The 16419-nt window shown below is 39.6% G+C and carries 10 protein-coding genes and 1 tRNA gene; 5 read left to right on the forward strand and 6 right to left on the reverse strand.

Going from position 1 to position 16419, the window contains the following annotated elements; genetic code table 11:
- Positions 1–119 precede the first annotated feature (119 nt).
- The 4 genes from ADS77_RS02800 to ADS77_RS02815 all read left to right on the forward strand — a co-directional run bounded on the left by ADS77_RS02800 (position 120) and on the right by ADS77_RS02815 (position 6399).
- Positions 120–195, forward strand: a tRNA-Ala gene (locus ADS77_RS02800).
- 160 nt (positions 196–355) lie between these two features.
- A complete protein-coding gene (locus tag ADS77_RS02805; protein WP_054452856.1) occupies positions 356–1618 on the forward strand; it encodes a PotD/PotF family extracellular solute-binding protein in 1263 nt (420 codons plus the stop codon).
- Positions 1619–1623: 5 nt separating this feature from the next.
- A complete protein-coding gene (locus ADS77_RS02810) occupies positions 1624–4116 on the forward strand; it encodes a sensor histidine kinase (protein ID WP_054452858.1) in 2493 nt (830 codons plus the stop codon).
- 96 nt (positions 4117–4212) lie between these two features.
- On the forward strand, positions 4213–6399 hold the full coding sequence (locus ADS77_RS02815; protein ID WP_099458987.1) for an EAL domain-containing protein: 2187 nt from the start codon (positions 4213–4215) through the stop codon (positions 6397–6399).
- A 143-nt stretch (positions 6400–6542) separates the two neighbouring features.
- Here the strand turns inward: ADS77_RS02815 and ADS77_RS02820 are convergent, their stop codons facing one another.
- Positions 6543–7790, reverse strand: a complete 1248-nt coding sequence (locus ADS77_RS02820) for a glutamate-5-semialdehyde dehydrogenase (protein ID WP_054452860.1) — start codon at positions 7788–7790, stop codon at positions 6543–6545.
- Positions 7787–8893, reverse strand: a complete 1107-nt coding sequence (gene proB, locus ADS77_RS02825; RefSeq protein ID WP_054204516.1) for a glutamate 5-kinase — start codon at positions 8891–8893, stop codon at positions 7787–7789. The genes ADS77_RS02820 and proB overlap by 4 nt, the downstream gene beginning before the upstream one ends.
- 1165 nt (positions 8894–10058) lie before the next feature.
- On the opposite strand from proB, the gene ADS77_RS02830 reads away from it, so the two are divergent.
- Positions 10059–11921, forward strand: a complete 1863-nt coding sequence (locus ADS77_RS02830) for a cation:proton antiporter (protein ID WP_054204517.1) — start codon at positions 10059–10061, stop codon at positions 11919–11921.
- Between the two features lie 138 nt (positions 11922–12059).
- Here the strand turns inward: ADS77_RS02830 and ADS77_RS02835 are convergent, their stop codons facing one another.
- From ADS77_RS02835 to hflK, 4 genes are all read right to left on the reverse strand, one after another.
- A complete protein-coding gene (locus ADS77_RS02835) occupies positions 12060–12683 on the reverse strand; it encodes a tetratricopeptide repeat protein (protein ID WP_054204518.1) in 624 nt (207 codons plus the stop codon).
- 147 nt (positions 12684–12830) lie between these two features.
- On the reverse strand, positions 12831–14144 hold the full coding sequence (locus ADS77_RS02840) for an adenylosuccinate synthase (protein ID WP_054452862.1): 1314 nt from the start codon (positions 14142–14144) through the stop codon (positions 12831–12833).
- Between the two features lie 218 nt (positions 14145–14362).
- Complete coding sequence (hflC, locus tag ADS77_RS02845) at positions 14363–15241, reverse strand: protease modulator HflC (protein WP_054204520.1); 879 nt, start codon at positions 15239–15241, stop codon at positions 14363–14365.
- A 5-nt stretch (positions 15242–15246) separates the two neighbouring features.
- Positions 15247–16413, reverse strand: coding sequence for an FtsH protease activity modulator HflK (gene hflK / locus ADS77_RS02850; RefSeq protein ID WP_054204521.1), 1167 nt, complete (start codon positions 16411–16413; stop codon positions 15247–15249).
- Between the last annotated feature and the right edge of the window lie 6 nt (positions 16414–16419).

Here is a 16419-nt window from a genome sequence, read left to right on the forward strand (position 1 = left end):
ACGTGAAAATTCACCAAATATATAAAAAAAACTTGACCAAATTGATAAATCTCATTAAAGTTCGTCCCGCTTGAAAGGGAACATCAAGTAGGTTACGAAATTCGTAATTTTAGGAATGTGGGGCTATAGCTCAGCTGGGAGAGCGCCTGCCTTGCACGCAGGAGGTCAGCAGTTCGATCCTGCTTAGCTCCACCACTTTCCTACCTTTTCTTTTTAAGTTCATAACATCTACTTTTTCAAGTAATCCCTCTAAAACTTTATACTACTTTATTCTCAATAATTCATCGTCAATGCTTGAGCCTTTGTCCGTCATTAGCTATACCTAAACATTAACTATCGTTATTTTGGCTAAATTATGGATGAGCCTAAAAGGGCTACGCTAAAAAAAATTGCAGCGCTTGGAATAAGCGCCGGTATCATCACCCACGCTCCCTATGTTTTTGCCCGCAAAAAAACAACTCTGAGAGTGTTAGGAACCCACGTAACATTACAAGAGGCTATTCGTAAGCAAGCTATGGCTGACTTGGGTATAGATATTGTATTTCAACCAGCTGGCAGTGCTGCGGTACTACAAAAAGCATCGATGGCTCCCGGCTCTTTTGACCTTTACGAACAGTGGTCCAATAGTATCAATGTGTTATGGAACGCTGGCAGTATCCAAGCTATTGATAAAAAACGCATTCATAACTTTAGTGAAATTAACGCACTCACTAAAACAGGCAAGCTCACTCCAGATGCATCAATCGGTGCTGGCGATGCCCCATATAAACTTTTAAACATCCAAGATGACGGTACTTTAAATAGCAATGAAACCGATTTTATTAGCTACTTACCCTATGTCCATAATGTTGATTCATTTGGGTACAATACAGCTCACATACCACTTGGCACCGCGTATGAAAGTGAAAGCTGGGCATGGTTATTAGATGAAAAACACCGCGGTAAAGTCGCTATAGTTAACGCCCCATCAATTGGTATTTTTGATTTAGCGCTTGCCGCGCAAAGTAAGGGATTAATTAAATTTAATAATATTGGTGCAATGACTCGCCAAGAGCTCGATAAGCTATTTAGTATTTTGCTCAATTACAAAAAACAAGGTCACTTTAGCGGTTATTGGAATTCTGTGCCTGAATCAGTTGATTTTATGCGTAATGACAGAGCCATCATTGAAAGTATGTTTTCACCCGCTGTCGAGAGCTTAAACAGCCAAGGTATCAATGTGCGCTTTGCTGCTCCTAAGGAAGGTTATCGAGGCTGGCATGGCGTGATGTGCCTATCATCCCAAGTGAACGAAAACACGAAAAGCGCCGCCTATGAGTATATGAATTGGTGGTTATCTGGGTGGCCAGGTGCATTTATCGCCAGACAAGGTTATTACATTAGTAACCCTGAACGCTCAAAACCTTTTTTATCTGATGCTGAATGGCAATATTGGTATCAAGGCCAACAAGCTATAGAGCCGTTACTTAATCCACAAGGAAAAATATCCGTAACAACGGGCGCTATGCGCAGTGGGGGAAGCTATTTAAAACGTCTAAGTAATGTTGCGGTGTGGAACACTGTAATGCCAACTTACGACTATAGCCTTCAAAAATGGTATGAGTTAATAAGCCGATAACTATTATGCTTTCAATCAAATCAAAAATATCCATTACGTTGAGCATATTAATTAGCCTGCTTTTACTGCAAAGCTATCTATTTGACAAATCTCAGCATGACTTAAGGGCATTACTTGCGCTGCAATATCACGCCCTTGCGCAAAGTGAAGTTGCAACCAGTCTAGAAAATAATGTGATCTCATTACAAGGTCAAGTTGTTGACTATGTTGGAAAAGAAAGCAGACCCATTGCTTTAGATAATTTTAAGCGTTTTTTTCTCGCGGCAAATGCTGATTTAGTTTCCTTTACACATAATGCAAATAAAACCCCGCACCAGTATGATGATTTATTATTGCGCTTAAATGAGCATTTAAATAATTATCGCCATACATTCGAGCAGGTTATTGACAATAAAAAGCATCGTCAAAAATTAGTTGAAGAGAAGTTCAAGCCAGCCATTGCGTCACTGCAAACAAGCCTTAATGCTTTAAAAGATAAAGCAAGCAACGAACACAAGTACCGCTACTTTGAGGTATTACGCTCAGTAACAAGTATCGAACATGCCACACTGACTTACTTAAACGACACACAATATGACTCATCTCAAAAAGCGCAACTAAGCATTCAGACTTTACAGCAACAGCTAAACCATATTGAGCAGGATGGATTACTAAATAATGCACTTCCTAATGTAGACTTTAAAACTCAGTTGCTCAACATTCGCAGAGCTTACAACCAATTAACACTACTAACTAGAGGCTATACATACTCTATTAATGTTGTTTTAACCGGCATTGCTAACGAACTGTTATATCTAACAAAACAAATAAATAACAGCGAGAAAAGTACGTTTATTAAGTCACAAGAAACACTCAATCTACATTTGGCTGATAGCGCTAAAGAATCTCAATTTCTCTCTCTGGCTATGTTTCTTTTAAGTATTATTGTTAGTGTATTTATCGTGGTTGCAATCATTTTACCAATGAACAAGATAATTGTGCTTCTGAATAATTTAAACAACGGCACACAAAATGAAGAACTGGCTGAGCCGAATAAAAAGAATGAACTTAGTAGTGTGATAACTGCAGCAAATTCACTTTACAGAAAAAATAACGAAACTGTAAACCTATTACATGAAACACAAACACTCAATACCCAAATGCAAAGCATAAACGCCGCATTATCGTTAGCGAAAGATCAAGCTGAGCAAGCCAACAGAGCTAAGAGCTATTTTGTTGCTAATATAAGTCATGAGTTACGTACTCCAATGAATGCTATCTTAGGCATGCAACAGCTGCTGTTAGAAAGCCCGTTAACTGACCAACAAAAAAGCAATGTTAATAAAACCCTTTCCAGCGCTAGTAAATTATTAAAGATATTGAATGACTTACTCGATTTTGCCAAGCTTGATACCAATAGATTAAAATTAGAAAGCAGCCAATTTATACTGCACGATATTATTAAAAATATTGAAAAAAGGTTTTCAATCAATGCTAAGCAAAAAGGCCTAAACTTAATACTGACTAACCATTTAAAAAAAGATGCCATGCTCATAGGGGATCCTGTAAGACTCGAACAAGTACTCGGTGCACTTGTTGATAATGCTATTAAATTCACAAAGCAAGGTGAGGTGATCGTTTTGATTGAGGTCTGCTCCCAACAGCAACAACTCATTACATTACGCTTTACAGTTCAAGATACCGGCGCGGGAATAAAACCTGATGAGATAAAACAAATTTTCAGTTCATTTGCACAAGGTAATAACAGTGCAAGTAGAGTGCATGGAGGAACGGGCTTAGGATTAACAATCAGTCAAAAATTAGTCAAATTGCTTGGAGGAGAAATTCAAGCTGACAGCCAACTTGATGAAGGCACTAAATTTTCATTTAATCTCTCATTTACTTTAGTCGACCCCGAAGGCGCTACTATGCAGAACCTTGAACAACCTCAATTATTAGACTTACCCACCGCACTTGAGAATCTAGACTTTAATGATCGACTGCTTACTGATTTATATCGACGCTTTAAAAATGATTACAATGATTACAATATCCAAATCAAGGAGCTGTACGCAAAGCAACATATTCTCGAATTAAGGCGCTCACTCCACACATTTATAGGTCTTACAGGCACGCTAGGACTCGAACAGCTAAGAGCAACAGCACTTAAGGTCAAAGAGGAAATCAAGCAACAGCAACTCATCAACTTAACTGTATTTGAGCAGCAATTAACGATGGCGTGTTGCGCTATCGATCAATACATACTTACGAATCAATTGAAAGCGACCAAAGAAATTACACTTTTCTCCGATGATAAAAAACTTTATTTGAACGAGATAAAAGTACTCGCTCAAGAAGCTCGCCCAATAACGGCAAACCTTAATCAACAATTAAATGAACACCTTGTAGCCTCGGGTAATGACCCTCAATTACTACAACTTAAAGAAGCCATTGATCAATTCAATTATCAAACAGTTATAGGGACTATTAATAATTATTTAAATCCACCAAAAAACTAGACAAGACTCAGAACAATGAACTATTTTTTAATTAGTTAAGTAGCTACACATGGATTGCTAGTGCACTCAAATAATCAAGTTACATCAAAAGTTATGATGAAAAATAGGCAGCAAAAACCTTTGGTACTCATCGTCGATGATGAACCAAATAATTTACATATTTTGGTAGAAGGCTTGCTTTCTGATTATGATGTACGCATTGCAACGGGCGGCGCGCAAGCCTTAGAGTTTATTGAAATTACACGCCCTGATTTAATTTTACTCGATATTATGATGCCTGAAATGGATGGCTACGAAGTCTGTAAGATTCTTAAAAGTAATCAAAATACCAAAGGGATCCCTATCATTTTCGTTACAGCAATGACGGAGGAAGAATCTGAAGAACACGGATTTGAATTAGGCGCAATAGACTATATTCATAAGCCTTATAAACTTTCGCTAGTAAGAGCCCGCATTCGCACCCACATGACCGTACAAGGCATGTTAGATAGATTGATTGAAAAGAACTTTGATCTACACGATAAGCTGCTAGAAATTGAGATCCTCGCCTCTGAGCTTAGTAAACGTGACACCGAGCTAAAAAAATTAACCGCTAAACAAGAATTATTCTATCAAGCGCTTACAAGTACAGCTGATGGCGTTGTAATTACCAATAATAAAGGAATTATTATTGCTGTTAACCCCTCTTTTTGCAGGATCACCGGTTTTAGTGAGAATGAAGCACTTGATACACAGCTAAAAAAAATTAAACAAAATAATCTGCCTGAAATGAACTTTGATGCCATTTGGCAGCATGCGAGCACTGCGGGATATTGGAGTGGAGAGTTAATAACACGACGTAAAAATGGTGAACTATACCCAGAGCTTTTAACGTTGAGTATGGTGAAAAATGACATTGATACGAACGTTAACTTTATAGGTGTATTTAGCGATATATCTAGTGTTAAGGTGACTCAAGAACGTATTGATTATTTAACCTGGCATGATGAACTAACCGGCTTTCCAAATAGAAATAACTTTTTAAAGTTATTAGATCAACAGCTCAATCAATCTTATATCGATTTGAATTATGCTTATATTTTTATTGTTGATATAGACAGCTTTCATTCCATTAACGATGGCCTCGGTTTATTAGCGGGCGATCAAGTTCTCCAAGAGTTAGCTGCTCGAATTGATAGTACACTCGATAGCAAAGACATCGTTGCACGTTTAGGGAGTGATGAATTCGCCGTTCTGTGCGCAACAAACAAAGGCACAGGTAGAAATAGAGCCCAAGCGCTCGCTAATACAAAGGCACAAAATTTACTTATCGCTGCAAGCGAACCTTTTACTGTTGATGAAGAAAAAGTCACTTTAACCGTTAGTATTGGCTGCTATATATTTCCGCGTATGGATGTGCGCGAAAATGCAATTGAGACAATTCGTAATTGTGAGGCTGCATGCTATAAAGCCAAAGAAAAGGGCGGTAACCGAATCACATTTTTTGATACTTCCTTTGGTGAGCAAGCTAAACGCCGTTTTGAAATAGAACAAGATTTACGAAAAGCAATTAGTCAAAATGAGTTAATGCTTTATCTGCAGTCACAATACGATAGCCAGCATAAACTCAAAGGCGCTGAAGTGTTACTGCGCTGGGAGCATTCTAGAAAAGGCTTTATTAGTCCCGTTGAGTTTATCCCGATCGCTGAAGAGTCGGATATAATTTTTGACTTAGATTGCTGGGTAACATGTAGAGCATTAGAGCTACTTGTAAAGCTTAACCAATTCAATTCAAAACTCGGGTTATCAATTAACATTAGTGGTCGTCACTTTCACGAAAATCGTTTTTTGAACTTTGTAACCAAGCAAATACAAAGCAGTAAAATAAACCCGAGTACGCTTACAATTGAGATTATTGAAGGGACTTTACTAAACCATATGGAAGCAGCGATTGCAGCTGTTCATCATTTAAAAAAGCTAGGCGTTAGGGTATCAATTGATGATTTTGGTACTGGTTATTCAAGCTTAACCTACTTAAAACAGCTGCCGATCCACGAGCTTAAAATAGATAAGTCATTCGTTTTTGAAGCCCCAACAAACAAAAATGACAAACTGATTATTGATATGATCGTCAGTTTAGGTAATTTATTTGATCTAAAAGTTGTCGCTGAAGGTGTTGAAGGCGAGGAACATTTCACCATGCTGCAAGCTTACCCTAATATGATCTTACAAGGCTATCATCTCCACAAGCCTGAACCTGCCGATTCATGGTTTTATAGCTTAACGAACCCGAACGCTGAATAATAAAGTAATCTTAACCGGCTAAATTCAACGCTTACTGCGTTGAATTTAATTACAATCGGCTTAGTACTTTAATTCAAAGTAAATATTTTAACCAAAACTTAGTAAACATGCCCTGAACTAGGGCATGTTTTATTCACCAGCTATTATTCGCGGACTTGCCCTTCACCATTAACAAGGTATTTCTCTGTTGTTAATGATTCTAGGCCCATAGGCCCATAAGCATGCAGCTTTGAAGTTGCTATACCAATTTCAGCGCCTAAGCCTAGCTGCGAACCATCAGAAAAACGTGACGATGCATTCACCATCACAACTGAGGCATCAACGCTACGTTGAAATAACTCTGCAGTAGCTTGATTTTTTGTACAAATAACTTCTGTGTGATGTGAGCCAAATTGTGAAATATGGTCAATCGCACCAGCAAAATCCGATACAATGCGAATTGCAATTTCTAAATCGAGGTACTCTTCACCAAACTGGTCTGCTTCAAGTACTGTTGCATCATCAAAATACTTTGCAGCTTGGCTATCGGCATTTATCTTCACACCTTCTTGGCGCAACACAACTGCACATAAGTTTAAAAATTCATCAGCAATATCTTGGTGTACAACCAAGCCTTCAAGCGCATTACATACACCTGTACGCTGTGTTTTACCATTAAGTAATAAGTTAACTGCCACTTCTAAATCGGCATCCTTATCCACATACAAATGACACACACCTTTAAAATGTTGGATCACGGGAATAGTGCTATTGTCAGTCACAAAATTGATCAACCCCTCACCACCGCGTGGGATTATTAAATCAATGCTGTCGCGTTGCTGCATAAGTTCCATGAGTAAACCACGGTCTGGATCAGGAATAACTGAAATTAACGCTGCAGGCAAATTATGCTGTTCAAGCACTTGATGCATAACACTTGCTATTGCTTGTGAGCTTTTCAATGCTTCTTTACCGCCACGCAATATAACGCTATTACCTGATTTAAAACACAAAGCGCCTGCATCTGCAGTGACATTAGGACGTGCTTCATAAATCATGCATACCACACCCAGTGGCACACGCATTTTGCGAATTTTGATACCATTTGGTCGCTCAGTAATATCACGTAACTGTCCAACTGGATCATCAAGACTTACGATAACCTCAATCCCCTCAGCCATCGCTTCAATGCGCTCATCGTTGAGTGTTAAACGGTCGATCATCGACGCTGCTAAATTATTATCACGCGCCGCAGCCAAGTCACTTTCGTTTTCTTTGATGATAAATGCTTTTTGTTCACGTAATGCAGTTGCCATATCTAATAAAACATGGTTTTTTGTCTCGGTATCGAGTAAAGCTAACTGATGTGCAGCTTTAGCTGCTTGACGTGAAATATCCGTAATTAAACTCATGACTTCTCCAATAATGCGATATCTTTTTCTGAAATAACAGGCCCAATTGAATCTTGCATTTTGTCGCTAAATTCACTTTGCTCGTTATCCGCTATAAAATTCAATAAACAACTACTGTAGTTGGCCGTCGCTTTAGCTAAGCGAGTGCCATCATTACTACGTACTAAAATAGTATCACCAACAGCAAATTCACCATGAACGGCAACGATTTCATCACCGCGGATGCAACCAGTTTCACCCTCTAAAGATTCATCATATGAACCTTCAACAACCACTTCACCCTGCTCATTTGCGGTGTGGGTCATCCAATGCACGGCTTCTTGCATTGGTTTCTCGTAAGGTAGGAAAATTGTCCCAGGGTTTTTACCTTCAAGTAACTGCGTAAAAGTCTGCTCTTTAAACCCATTAATAATATAAGTAACGATGCCGTGTGACGTCGCCTTTTCAGCCGCTTCAATCTTGGTTTTCATCCCACCTGTGCCAACCGCGCTTGTTGCACATCCTGCCATTGCATAGATTGACTCATCTATTGACTTAATTTCAGGTAATAACACCGCATCATCATGTAAATTTGGGTTTTTATCATAAAGCCCATCAACATCTGAAAAAATCATTAGCGCATCGGCATCAGCCGCCGCCGCAACCATGGCTGATAAATTGTCATTATCACCCACTTTTAAATCATCTGTTGTTACCGTGTCATTTTCATTCATGATGGGCAGCACACCATGCTCTAATAAAGTGAATACTGTTTCACGAATACTTTGATAGCGCTCACGGTCACGTAAATCACCATGTGTTAATAAAATCTGGGCCGATGGAAAATCAAAAAAACGGTCCCACATCGCCATCATTTCTGTTTGGCCTGCTGCGGCCATCGCCTTTTTCATCTTCACCGTACGCTCTTGTGTCGCTGGGAATAAGTGTGCACCAGCGGCTACTGAGCCTGACGACACTAAAATCACTTCGATTCCCTGACTACGACAACGAACAATAAACTGTGCGATGGTTAATAAATAACGTGAACGGCAACCATCTTGGTCTGGTGCAATTAGTGCACTACCCACTTTGAGTACGATACGTCGCCAATTTAACTTTTGCATAAGTGTTCAACTTTCCATTTTAACTATGACGACCCTCTTGGGGTCAGTCTGAAAACAATCACCTAATTTTCTTATTAGGTTACGAGTTAGCATTTTGTATATTCCATTTTTCACTTATCACTTTTCTGCGCTCGGCAAAAAGCCGATCACTAAGTTTTACAACAAAGTGGATTGCAGGTATAGCATAACTTTGCTCAATCATTAGACTGAACTGTTATAAAATAAATAAAAAGTGTTGTTTATGCATCGCTGTAAAAGACTGTGTGAGGCCTTTTTATTAACAACATACATAGAGCCTCTAGAGTCTGGTACACCAACAGATAGGGTGATGACTCAAGGACCGAGATTTGCTCACCACGATGGGTGTCAAATATTGGAAATAACAATTCAACACGAAAGGTATTTCGCCTCCAAATAATGGAACAGCCTTTACGGTTAACTATTATTAAAAAGTGAATTTAAACATACAAAACATCGTTCAAAGAATTAAAAGCTTGATTTTTAAGTATATAAATATAGTAACCTCAATTAAAACTACTAAATAAATCAGTAGTAAAAAATAACTATATGTATTCGCTTATATTAAGCTTAATATTAATTAGATAACTAATTGTTTGAACACTAACTATAATACGCTAATATCGACCTAGAGATCAAGGCTACATTTCGCCCACATAGTTTATTAACTGCACAGCAAAGGTTAAATACTCTTCATATTCAATAGGTTAAGCTGATGTTAATTACGTTAGATTTATTCAAAACGACTAAATTATCATTTCTTCCACAAATAAATTTATAAACAGCTAAAATTCTATTAGGAAAAGTTCACATACACGTGTATACCCCTGTATTATTCGTTTTGTAAGCTTATACCCAAACCACCTCACGATACAGAATTCAGCGTTTCACAGGAGCTTAGTATCAAGGCGTTACTTTGTAAGAATGGTAATCCCTTTTAAGAAGTAGCAACGCAGGGAATAAGTGCCTGTGCAACGCCCTAAGGGTTGGTTTAAAAGCGATTTATGCTGCGTTATCGATTTTAATAAGGGAATAACCATTCTCTGCAATCAATGCCTTGCCTAAATCGCTTTTAATTCCAACTGAAGCTCGAATCTTGAGGTGGTTTGGGTATATCCCCTAATTATAAATAAGGAATACTTCATCTATGTCAGCTATTTATATCGCAGGAATCGCCCTTTGCTCGGTTTTGGCCCAGTGGGTAGCCTGGGGTTTCCGTGTCCCTGCTATTTTATTCTTGTTACTTACAGGGTTGCTGTTAGGCCCTGCGACTGGTTTATTAGACCCTGACGCACTGCTTGGCGATTTACTCTTTCCTGTGGTTTCTCTGAGTGTTGCAGTCATTTTATTTGAAGGCTCATTAACATTGCACTTTAGAGAGCTCAAAGGTATCGGTAAGGTGGTCCGAAATTTATGCTCTATTGGTATGATTGCTACCTGTATCGTTATCAGTTTAAGTGCTTATTGGATTTTAGAGCTCAACTGGCGCGTTGCGGCAGTGCTCGGCGCTGTATTAGTAGTTACTGGCCCAACGGTAATTGCGCCATTATTAAACTCAATGCGACCGACTCAAGATATTGACCGTATCCTACGCTGGGAAGGCATTGTAATTGATCCTATCGGTGCTTTATTTGCCGTATTAGTGTTTGAAGCCGTTATGCTCGTGGGTCAAGGTGAGGTCTTTTTGCATACTGTAGTCGCTTTATTTAAGACTCTAGGCGTGGGCTTATCTATTGGTGTATTTGCTGGATGGTTAACCACACAGCTTATTCGTAGAGAGTGGTTACCTTTTGAATTACATAAGTTTGGTATACTTGCTTTAGTGTTAATTAGCTTTAGCATCTCAAATTACCTTAGCCATGAGTCAGGCTTATTGGCGGTTACTGTATTTGGTATTTGGTTAGCTAATCAAGACGACTTAGAAATAGATTCAGTGTTAGAGTTTAAAGAAGATTTATCTATGATCTTAATTTCTACACTGTTTATTTTACTCGCTGCCCGTTTAGAACTATCTGATTTGATGATGCTTGATAGTGATGTGTTTATCTTTCTCGCTATTGTATTGTTTATTGCGCGCCCATTGTGTATCGCAATATCTACATATGGTACAGATCTTCCGGTTAAATCACGATTGGTGCTAGCGTGGATTGCGCCTCGCGGTATCGTCGCTGCGGCTGTAGGCTCTGTGTTTGCATTAAGTATGATGGAGGCGGGTGTTGCCGATGCTGAAAAAATAGTCCCATTGATCTTCACCGTGATTATTATCACCGTGGTACTGCAAAGCTTAACAGCAATCCCTGTAGCTAAACTACTTGGTGTACGCCAACCGTCGCCAAATACAATTTTGATTATTGGTGCAAACCATGTCGCAAGAGCGATTGCGTGCGGATTGAAAGAGCAAAATATTCCAGTGCATTTATCTGATCCTGCTTGGGAAAACTGTCGTATGGCGCGCATGGACGGCCTAGCATGTTATTATGGTAACCCGCAGTCTGAGCATGCTGAACGCTATTTACCCTTAACAACTATTCGTAGTGTTATTGCATTGTCGCCTAATCGCCATCATAACGCGCTCGGTGTGCAGTACTTTTCGCATTTACTCAATGAGAAGAATGTATTTTCTCTACGCTCTTCGAACACTCATGCCAAGGCAAATAAAGACAGCGCAACATTCTTATCACGCCAAATTTTATTTGGTGATAGCGGTTCATATGCACGTTTAAGTAGCCTAATTGCCAAAGGGGGCAAGGTCAGTGCGACGCGTATTTCTGAAGAATTTAGCTGGGAGCAATACCTAGAGATGAACAGCGAAGCTATCCCATTGTTCATTCTAAATGGCGATAAAGATAGCGATGACGATACACCAATCAAGCTGCGTCCGTTTACTATTAATATGGATAAACCCCCACAAGAAGGTGAGCGCGTTGTAGCTATGCTACCACCTAAAATGTCGGTGTTAAAAGATCCTAACAACGGTAAAAACAAAGAACCAAAAGAAATTAGAGAATAAATAAAAGGGCTAGGTGAAAAACCTAGCCCTTTTGTTTTTAATAAATTTTATTGTTAAACTTTTTTTCTTTGGATTTCAAACTACCTAACCCAAGCTTGCTGCGCTAAAATTAACACCTCAGCCTTGCTAACTTCATTCCTACATAGGCAAACGGGCACGCGCAATAACACTGTCTGGCATTTTTTGCGCAAGTTGGGCTAACGCTGTTTCTATCTTTTGATGAGTCGCTTTATCTGCAACCATGGCATGAAATAACCAGCGATAAGCATCTTCATAGTCACGCGGGCTGCCGAACCCATCATTAAATAATTTAACTAATCTTAATTGCGCTTTTAGATTCCCTTGTGCTGATGCTTCTCGTAAATAGGTCACCGCCATCGCTTTATCTTTTTGTACCAATCGGCCAATGTCGTAGTAGCGCCCTAATTGCTCTAATGCCGCCGCTAAGCCTTGTCCTGCAGCTTGGCGCATGTAGTACACACCTAACTCCACATTGCGATCAACACACACCGCATAAGCCAGCATATCGCCATATAAAAATTGATACGATGGCAGTGCCATTTTATTGGCTCGTGCCTCAATATCCTGTACTAACTGGCAATCATCTGCCTTGACGCGTGCTAAATGTGTATTCTTATTAATTAACGCTAACAGCTCTGTTTCTGTGTACAGTGGAACTGCAGCCAGCTGTTCTTGGGCTTGGGTGTGGCTTGCTAGCAATAACGATAGCGGCACTAATGATAAACAAGTTAACAAACGCATTTAGGTCACTTTAAATTTAAAACCATCTTATTAAAGTTTATACAAAGATCGTTCCAGAATAAAAGTTAATCACGATTATTTATCACAATCGTAATTAACAGACACTAAAAAAGCTGCACAAGGCAGCTTTTTTAGTTCTATTAGTAATTATGCAAATGGGTTGCGTAATACCATAGTTTCTACACGATCAGGACCGGTAGAAATAATATCAACAGGTACACCTGTGATTTCTTCAATACGTTTGATGTAATCAAGCGCTGCTTTTGGAAGCTGTTCAACAGTAGTTGCGCCTACTGTGTTTTCGCTCCAACCTGGCATCTCTTCGTATACTGGTGTTACTTTTTCGTAACCTTCAGCTGCAAGTGGCGTCACGTTCGTGATTGTGCCATCTTCTAACTGATAACCAGTACAGATTTTAAGTGTTTCTAAACCATCTAAAACGTCAAGTTTAGTTAAACAAAAACCTGAAATAGAGTTGATTTGTACTGCACGGCGCATTGCCACAGCATCCAACCAACCAGTACGACGAAGTCGACCAGTTGTAGCACCAAACTCATGACCAACAGTACCCAAGTGTTTACCAACTGGATCTTGCTTATCAACACCATCGTAAAGTTCTGTCGGGAAAGGACCTGAACCTACACGTGTTGTATACGCTTTGATAATACCTAACACGTAATCAAGATTTAGTGGACCAAAACCAGCACCTGTAGCAACACCACCGGCAGTAGTATTAGACGACGTAACGTACGGGTAAGTACCATGATCGATATCTAGTAATGTACCTTGTGCACCTTCAAACAAGATGTTGTCACCCGCTATACGCGTTTGATCAAGTAACTCTGTTACATCAACAACCATTGCTTTAAGGATGTCTGCAACAGCCATTGCATCATCAAATGTCTTTTGGAAATCTACTGCATCTACTTTGTAGTAATTTACTAAAGTAAAGTTATGGTATTCCAATACTTCTTTAAGCTTCGCTGCAAATAGTTCAGGATTAAATAAATCACCGATACGTAAACCACGACGAGCTACTTTATCTTCGTAAGCTGGACCAATACCACGACCTGTAGTACCAATAGCTTTATTACCGCGTGCTTTTTCACGGGCTACATCTAATGCGATGTGGAAAGGCAGAATAAGCGGACATGCTTCGCTGATCAATAAACGCTCGCGTACTGGTACGCCACGCTCTTCAAGCATGCCAATCTCTTTCATAAGCGCTTCAGGTGATACAACTACACCATTACCAATCACACACTTAACATTGTCACGTAATACACCCGATGGAATAAGGTGTAAAACTGTCTTTTCACCTTCGATAACCAAAGTGTGACCTGCGTTGTGGCCACCTTGGTAACGAACTACTAAAGATGCTTTGTCTGTAAGGAGGTCAACTACCTTACCCTTACCTTCGTCACCCCATTGGGTGCCTAATACAACAACGTTTTTACCCATTGTAAATTCACTTAGAAAAAATTAGGACGAGATTTTACCAGAAAATGAAGGTAAAGATCACCCCCGTTTAGGTTATTTTTTCTGCTTGATCGTTAATTGACCGCAACAACAAAAATTAACTGGTTGAATAACATTAAGTTACTCACAAAAATTCGTCTCACTAAAAGAAAAACCCTGCATACACAGGGTTTGGATTTATTCTACATGTAAGGAAATAATTACTGCGCAGTCGCGCCTTTCATGTATTTAAAGAAGTCACTATCAGGTGATAACACCATTACATCTTGCTTATCTTTAAAGGTCTTTTTATAAGCCTCTAATGAACGTACAAAACTAAAGAACTCAGGATCTTTGTTATACGCATTAGCATAAATTTCAGCTGCTTGGGCATCACCTTGACCACGAACACTTCGCGCATTTCGCTCAGCATCTGCTAGCATTACCGTTACACGACGGTCAATTTCAGCACGAATAGTTTCGGCTTTTTCTTGACCTTCAGAACGGTGCTCTTTTGCCACTGCAGTACGCTCTGCGCGCATACGTTGGTAAATAGAGCTACTGACTTCTTGTGGCAGGTTAATTTGCTTAACACGTACATCAAGCACTTCAATACCTAGCTCTTTTGCACTTTCTGATGCTTGAACTAGTGCTTCTGCCATTAACTCGCTACGTTCACCTGAGACAATCTCTCGGATTGTACGCGAACCAAAGTTTGTACGAAGGCCGTTATTTACTTTTTGCTTAAGTAGCGTTTCAGCGTATTGCTTGTCGCCCCGAGCACGTAAGTAAAAAGCGCTAAAGTCATCTACACGCCACTTAACAAACGAATCAACGATTAAGTCTTTCTTTTCGCTAGTAACAAAACGATCCGGCGCACCATCTAAAGTCTGAATACGCGCATCAATACGGCGTACTTGACTAAAGAAAGGCACTTTGAATTGTAAACCTGGGCTGTAAACGATTGCTTGATCATCACTGTCTTTTTGAACTTTACTGAATAGCATTACAATTGCTTTTTGCCCTTCAGGTACTACAAAAACAGACGAAAAAGACAACACAATGGCCGCTAATAATATAACTAAACTAAAGTTTTTCATTGCGCTTATCTCCCATCATTAAAGCGATCAGCACCAAAGCGGTCTGAACTTGAGTTCACAGTGCTATTGCGTGATGTGTTAACTTTATTGCGTAAATCGTTGATATCACTTGAGCTAGGCAGCGCAACACGTGTTGCAGTTCCTTGCTTTTCCATGATTTTATCAAGCGGTAAATACATCATATTATTGCCGCCTTTTACATCAACTAGCACTTTTGAGCTACTACCAAGTACTTCTTCCATCGCATCAATATATAAACGCTCACGTGTTACACGTTTTGCAGCTTGATATTGTGGTAACAATTTCTCAAATCGAGCAACTTCACCTTGCGACTCTAGAATAATACGCTCGCCATAACCTTCCGCTTCTTGCGTCATACGCGTAACTTGACCACGAGCACGCGGTTCAATTTCACGGGCATACGCTTCAGCTTCACGTATAAAGCGCTGTTCATCTTCTTGCGCAGCAATAGCATCATCAAAGGCGTCTTTAACCTCTGCCGGTGGGCGAGAATCTTTAAAGTTTACGTCAGTGACGATTAAACCAAGATTGTAAGGTTCAACAATTTTGTTCAATTCATCCCATGTACGTTGACGCACAATTTCACGACCATTCGTTAGCACTTGGTCCATTTTTGAATGACCAACTACATAACGTAGTGCACTTTCTAATGCTTCCTCTAAACTTGAATCAGCATTAGTTACACTAAATTTATAAAGGTATGGGTCAATAACACGATATTGCACTTGGAACTCAACGCTTACTACGTTTTCGTCTTCAGTGAGCATAAAACCAGACGTCGATAATGAACGAACTGCTTCAATATCTACTGGAAGTACGGTTTCAATAAAGGTCATTTTCCAGCGTAAACCTGGATCGGCAATGCGTTCAAATTTACCAAATTGTAAAACGATTCCGCGTTCAGCTTCTTTGACAGTATAAATACCGCTCAAAGCCCAAACAATCACAGCAATAATTAGTATGAATGAAAGCCCTGCACCGCCAAGTCCACCACCTTCTTTGCCGGGTTTATTACCGCCAAATAAGCCGCCAAACTTGTTGCTGAACTTACGAAACACCTCGTCTAAATCAGGTGGGCCTTGATCACGTCCGCCTTTTTTGTTCCACGGATCTTTGTCATTGCCATTATTACCCGGTTCATTCCAGGCCATAGCTAT

It is taken from the genome of Pseudoalteromonas porphyrae (assembly GCF_001298125.1).
In the GTDB taxonomy this organism is placed as follows: Bacteria; Pseudomonadota; Gammaproteobacteria; order Enterobacterales; family Alteromonadaceae; genus Pseudoalteromonas; species Pseudoalteromonas neustonica.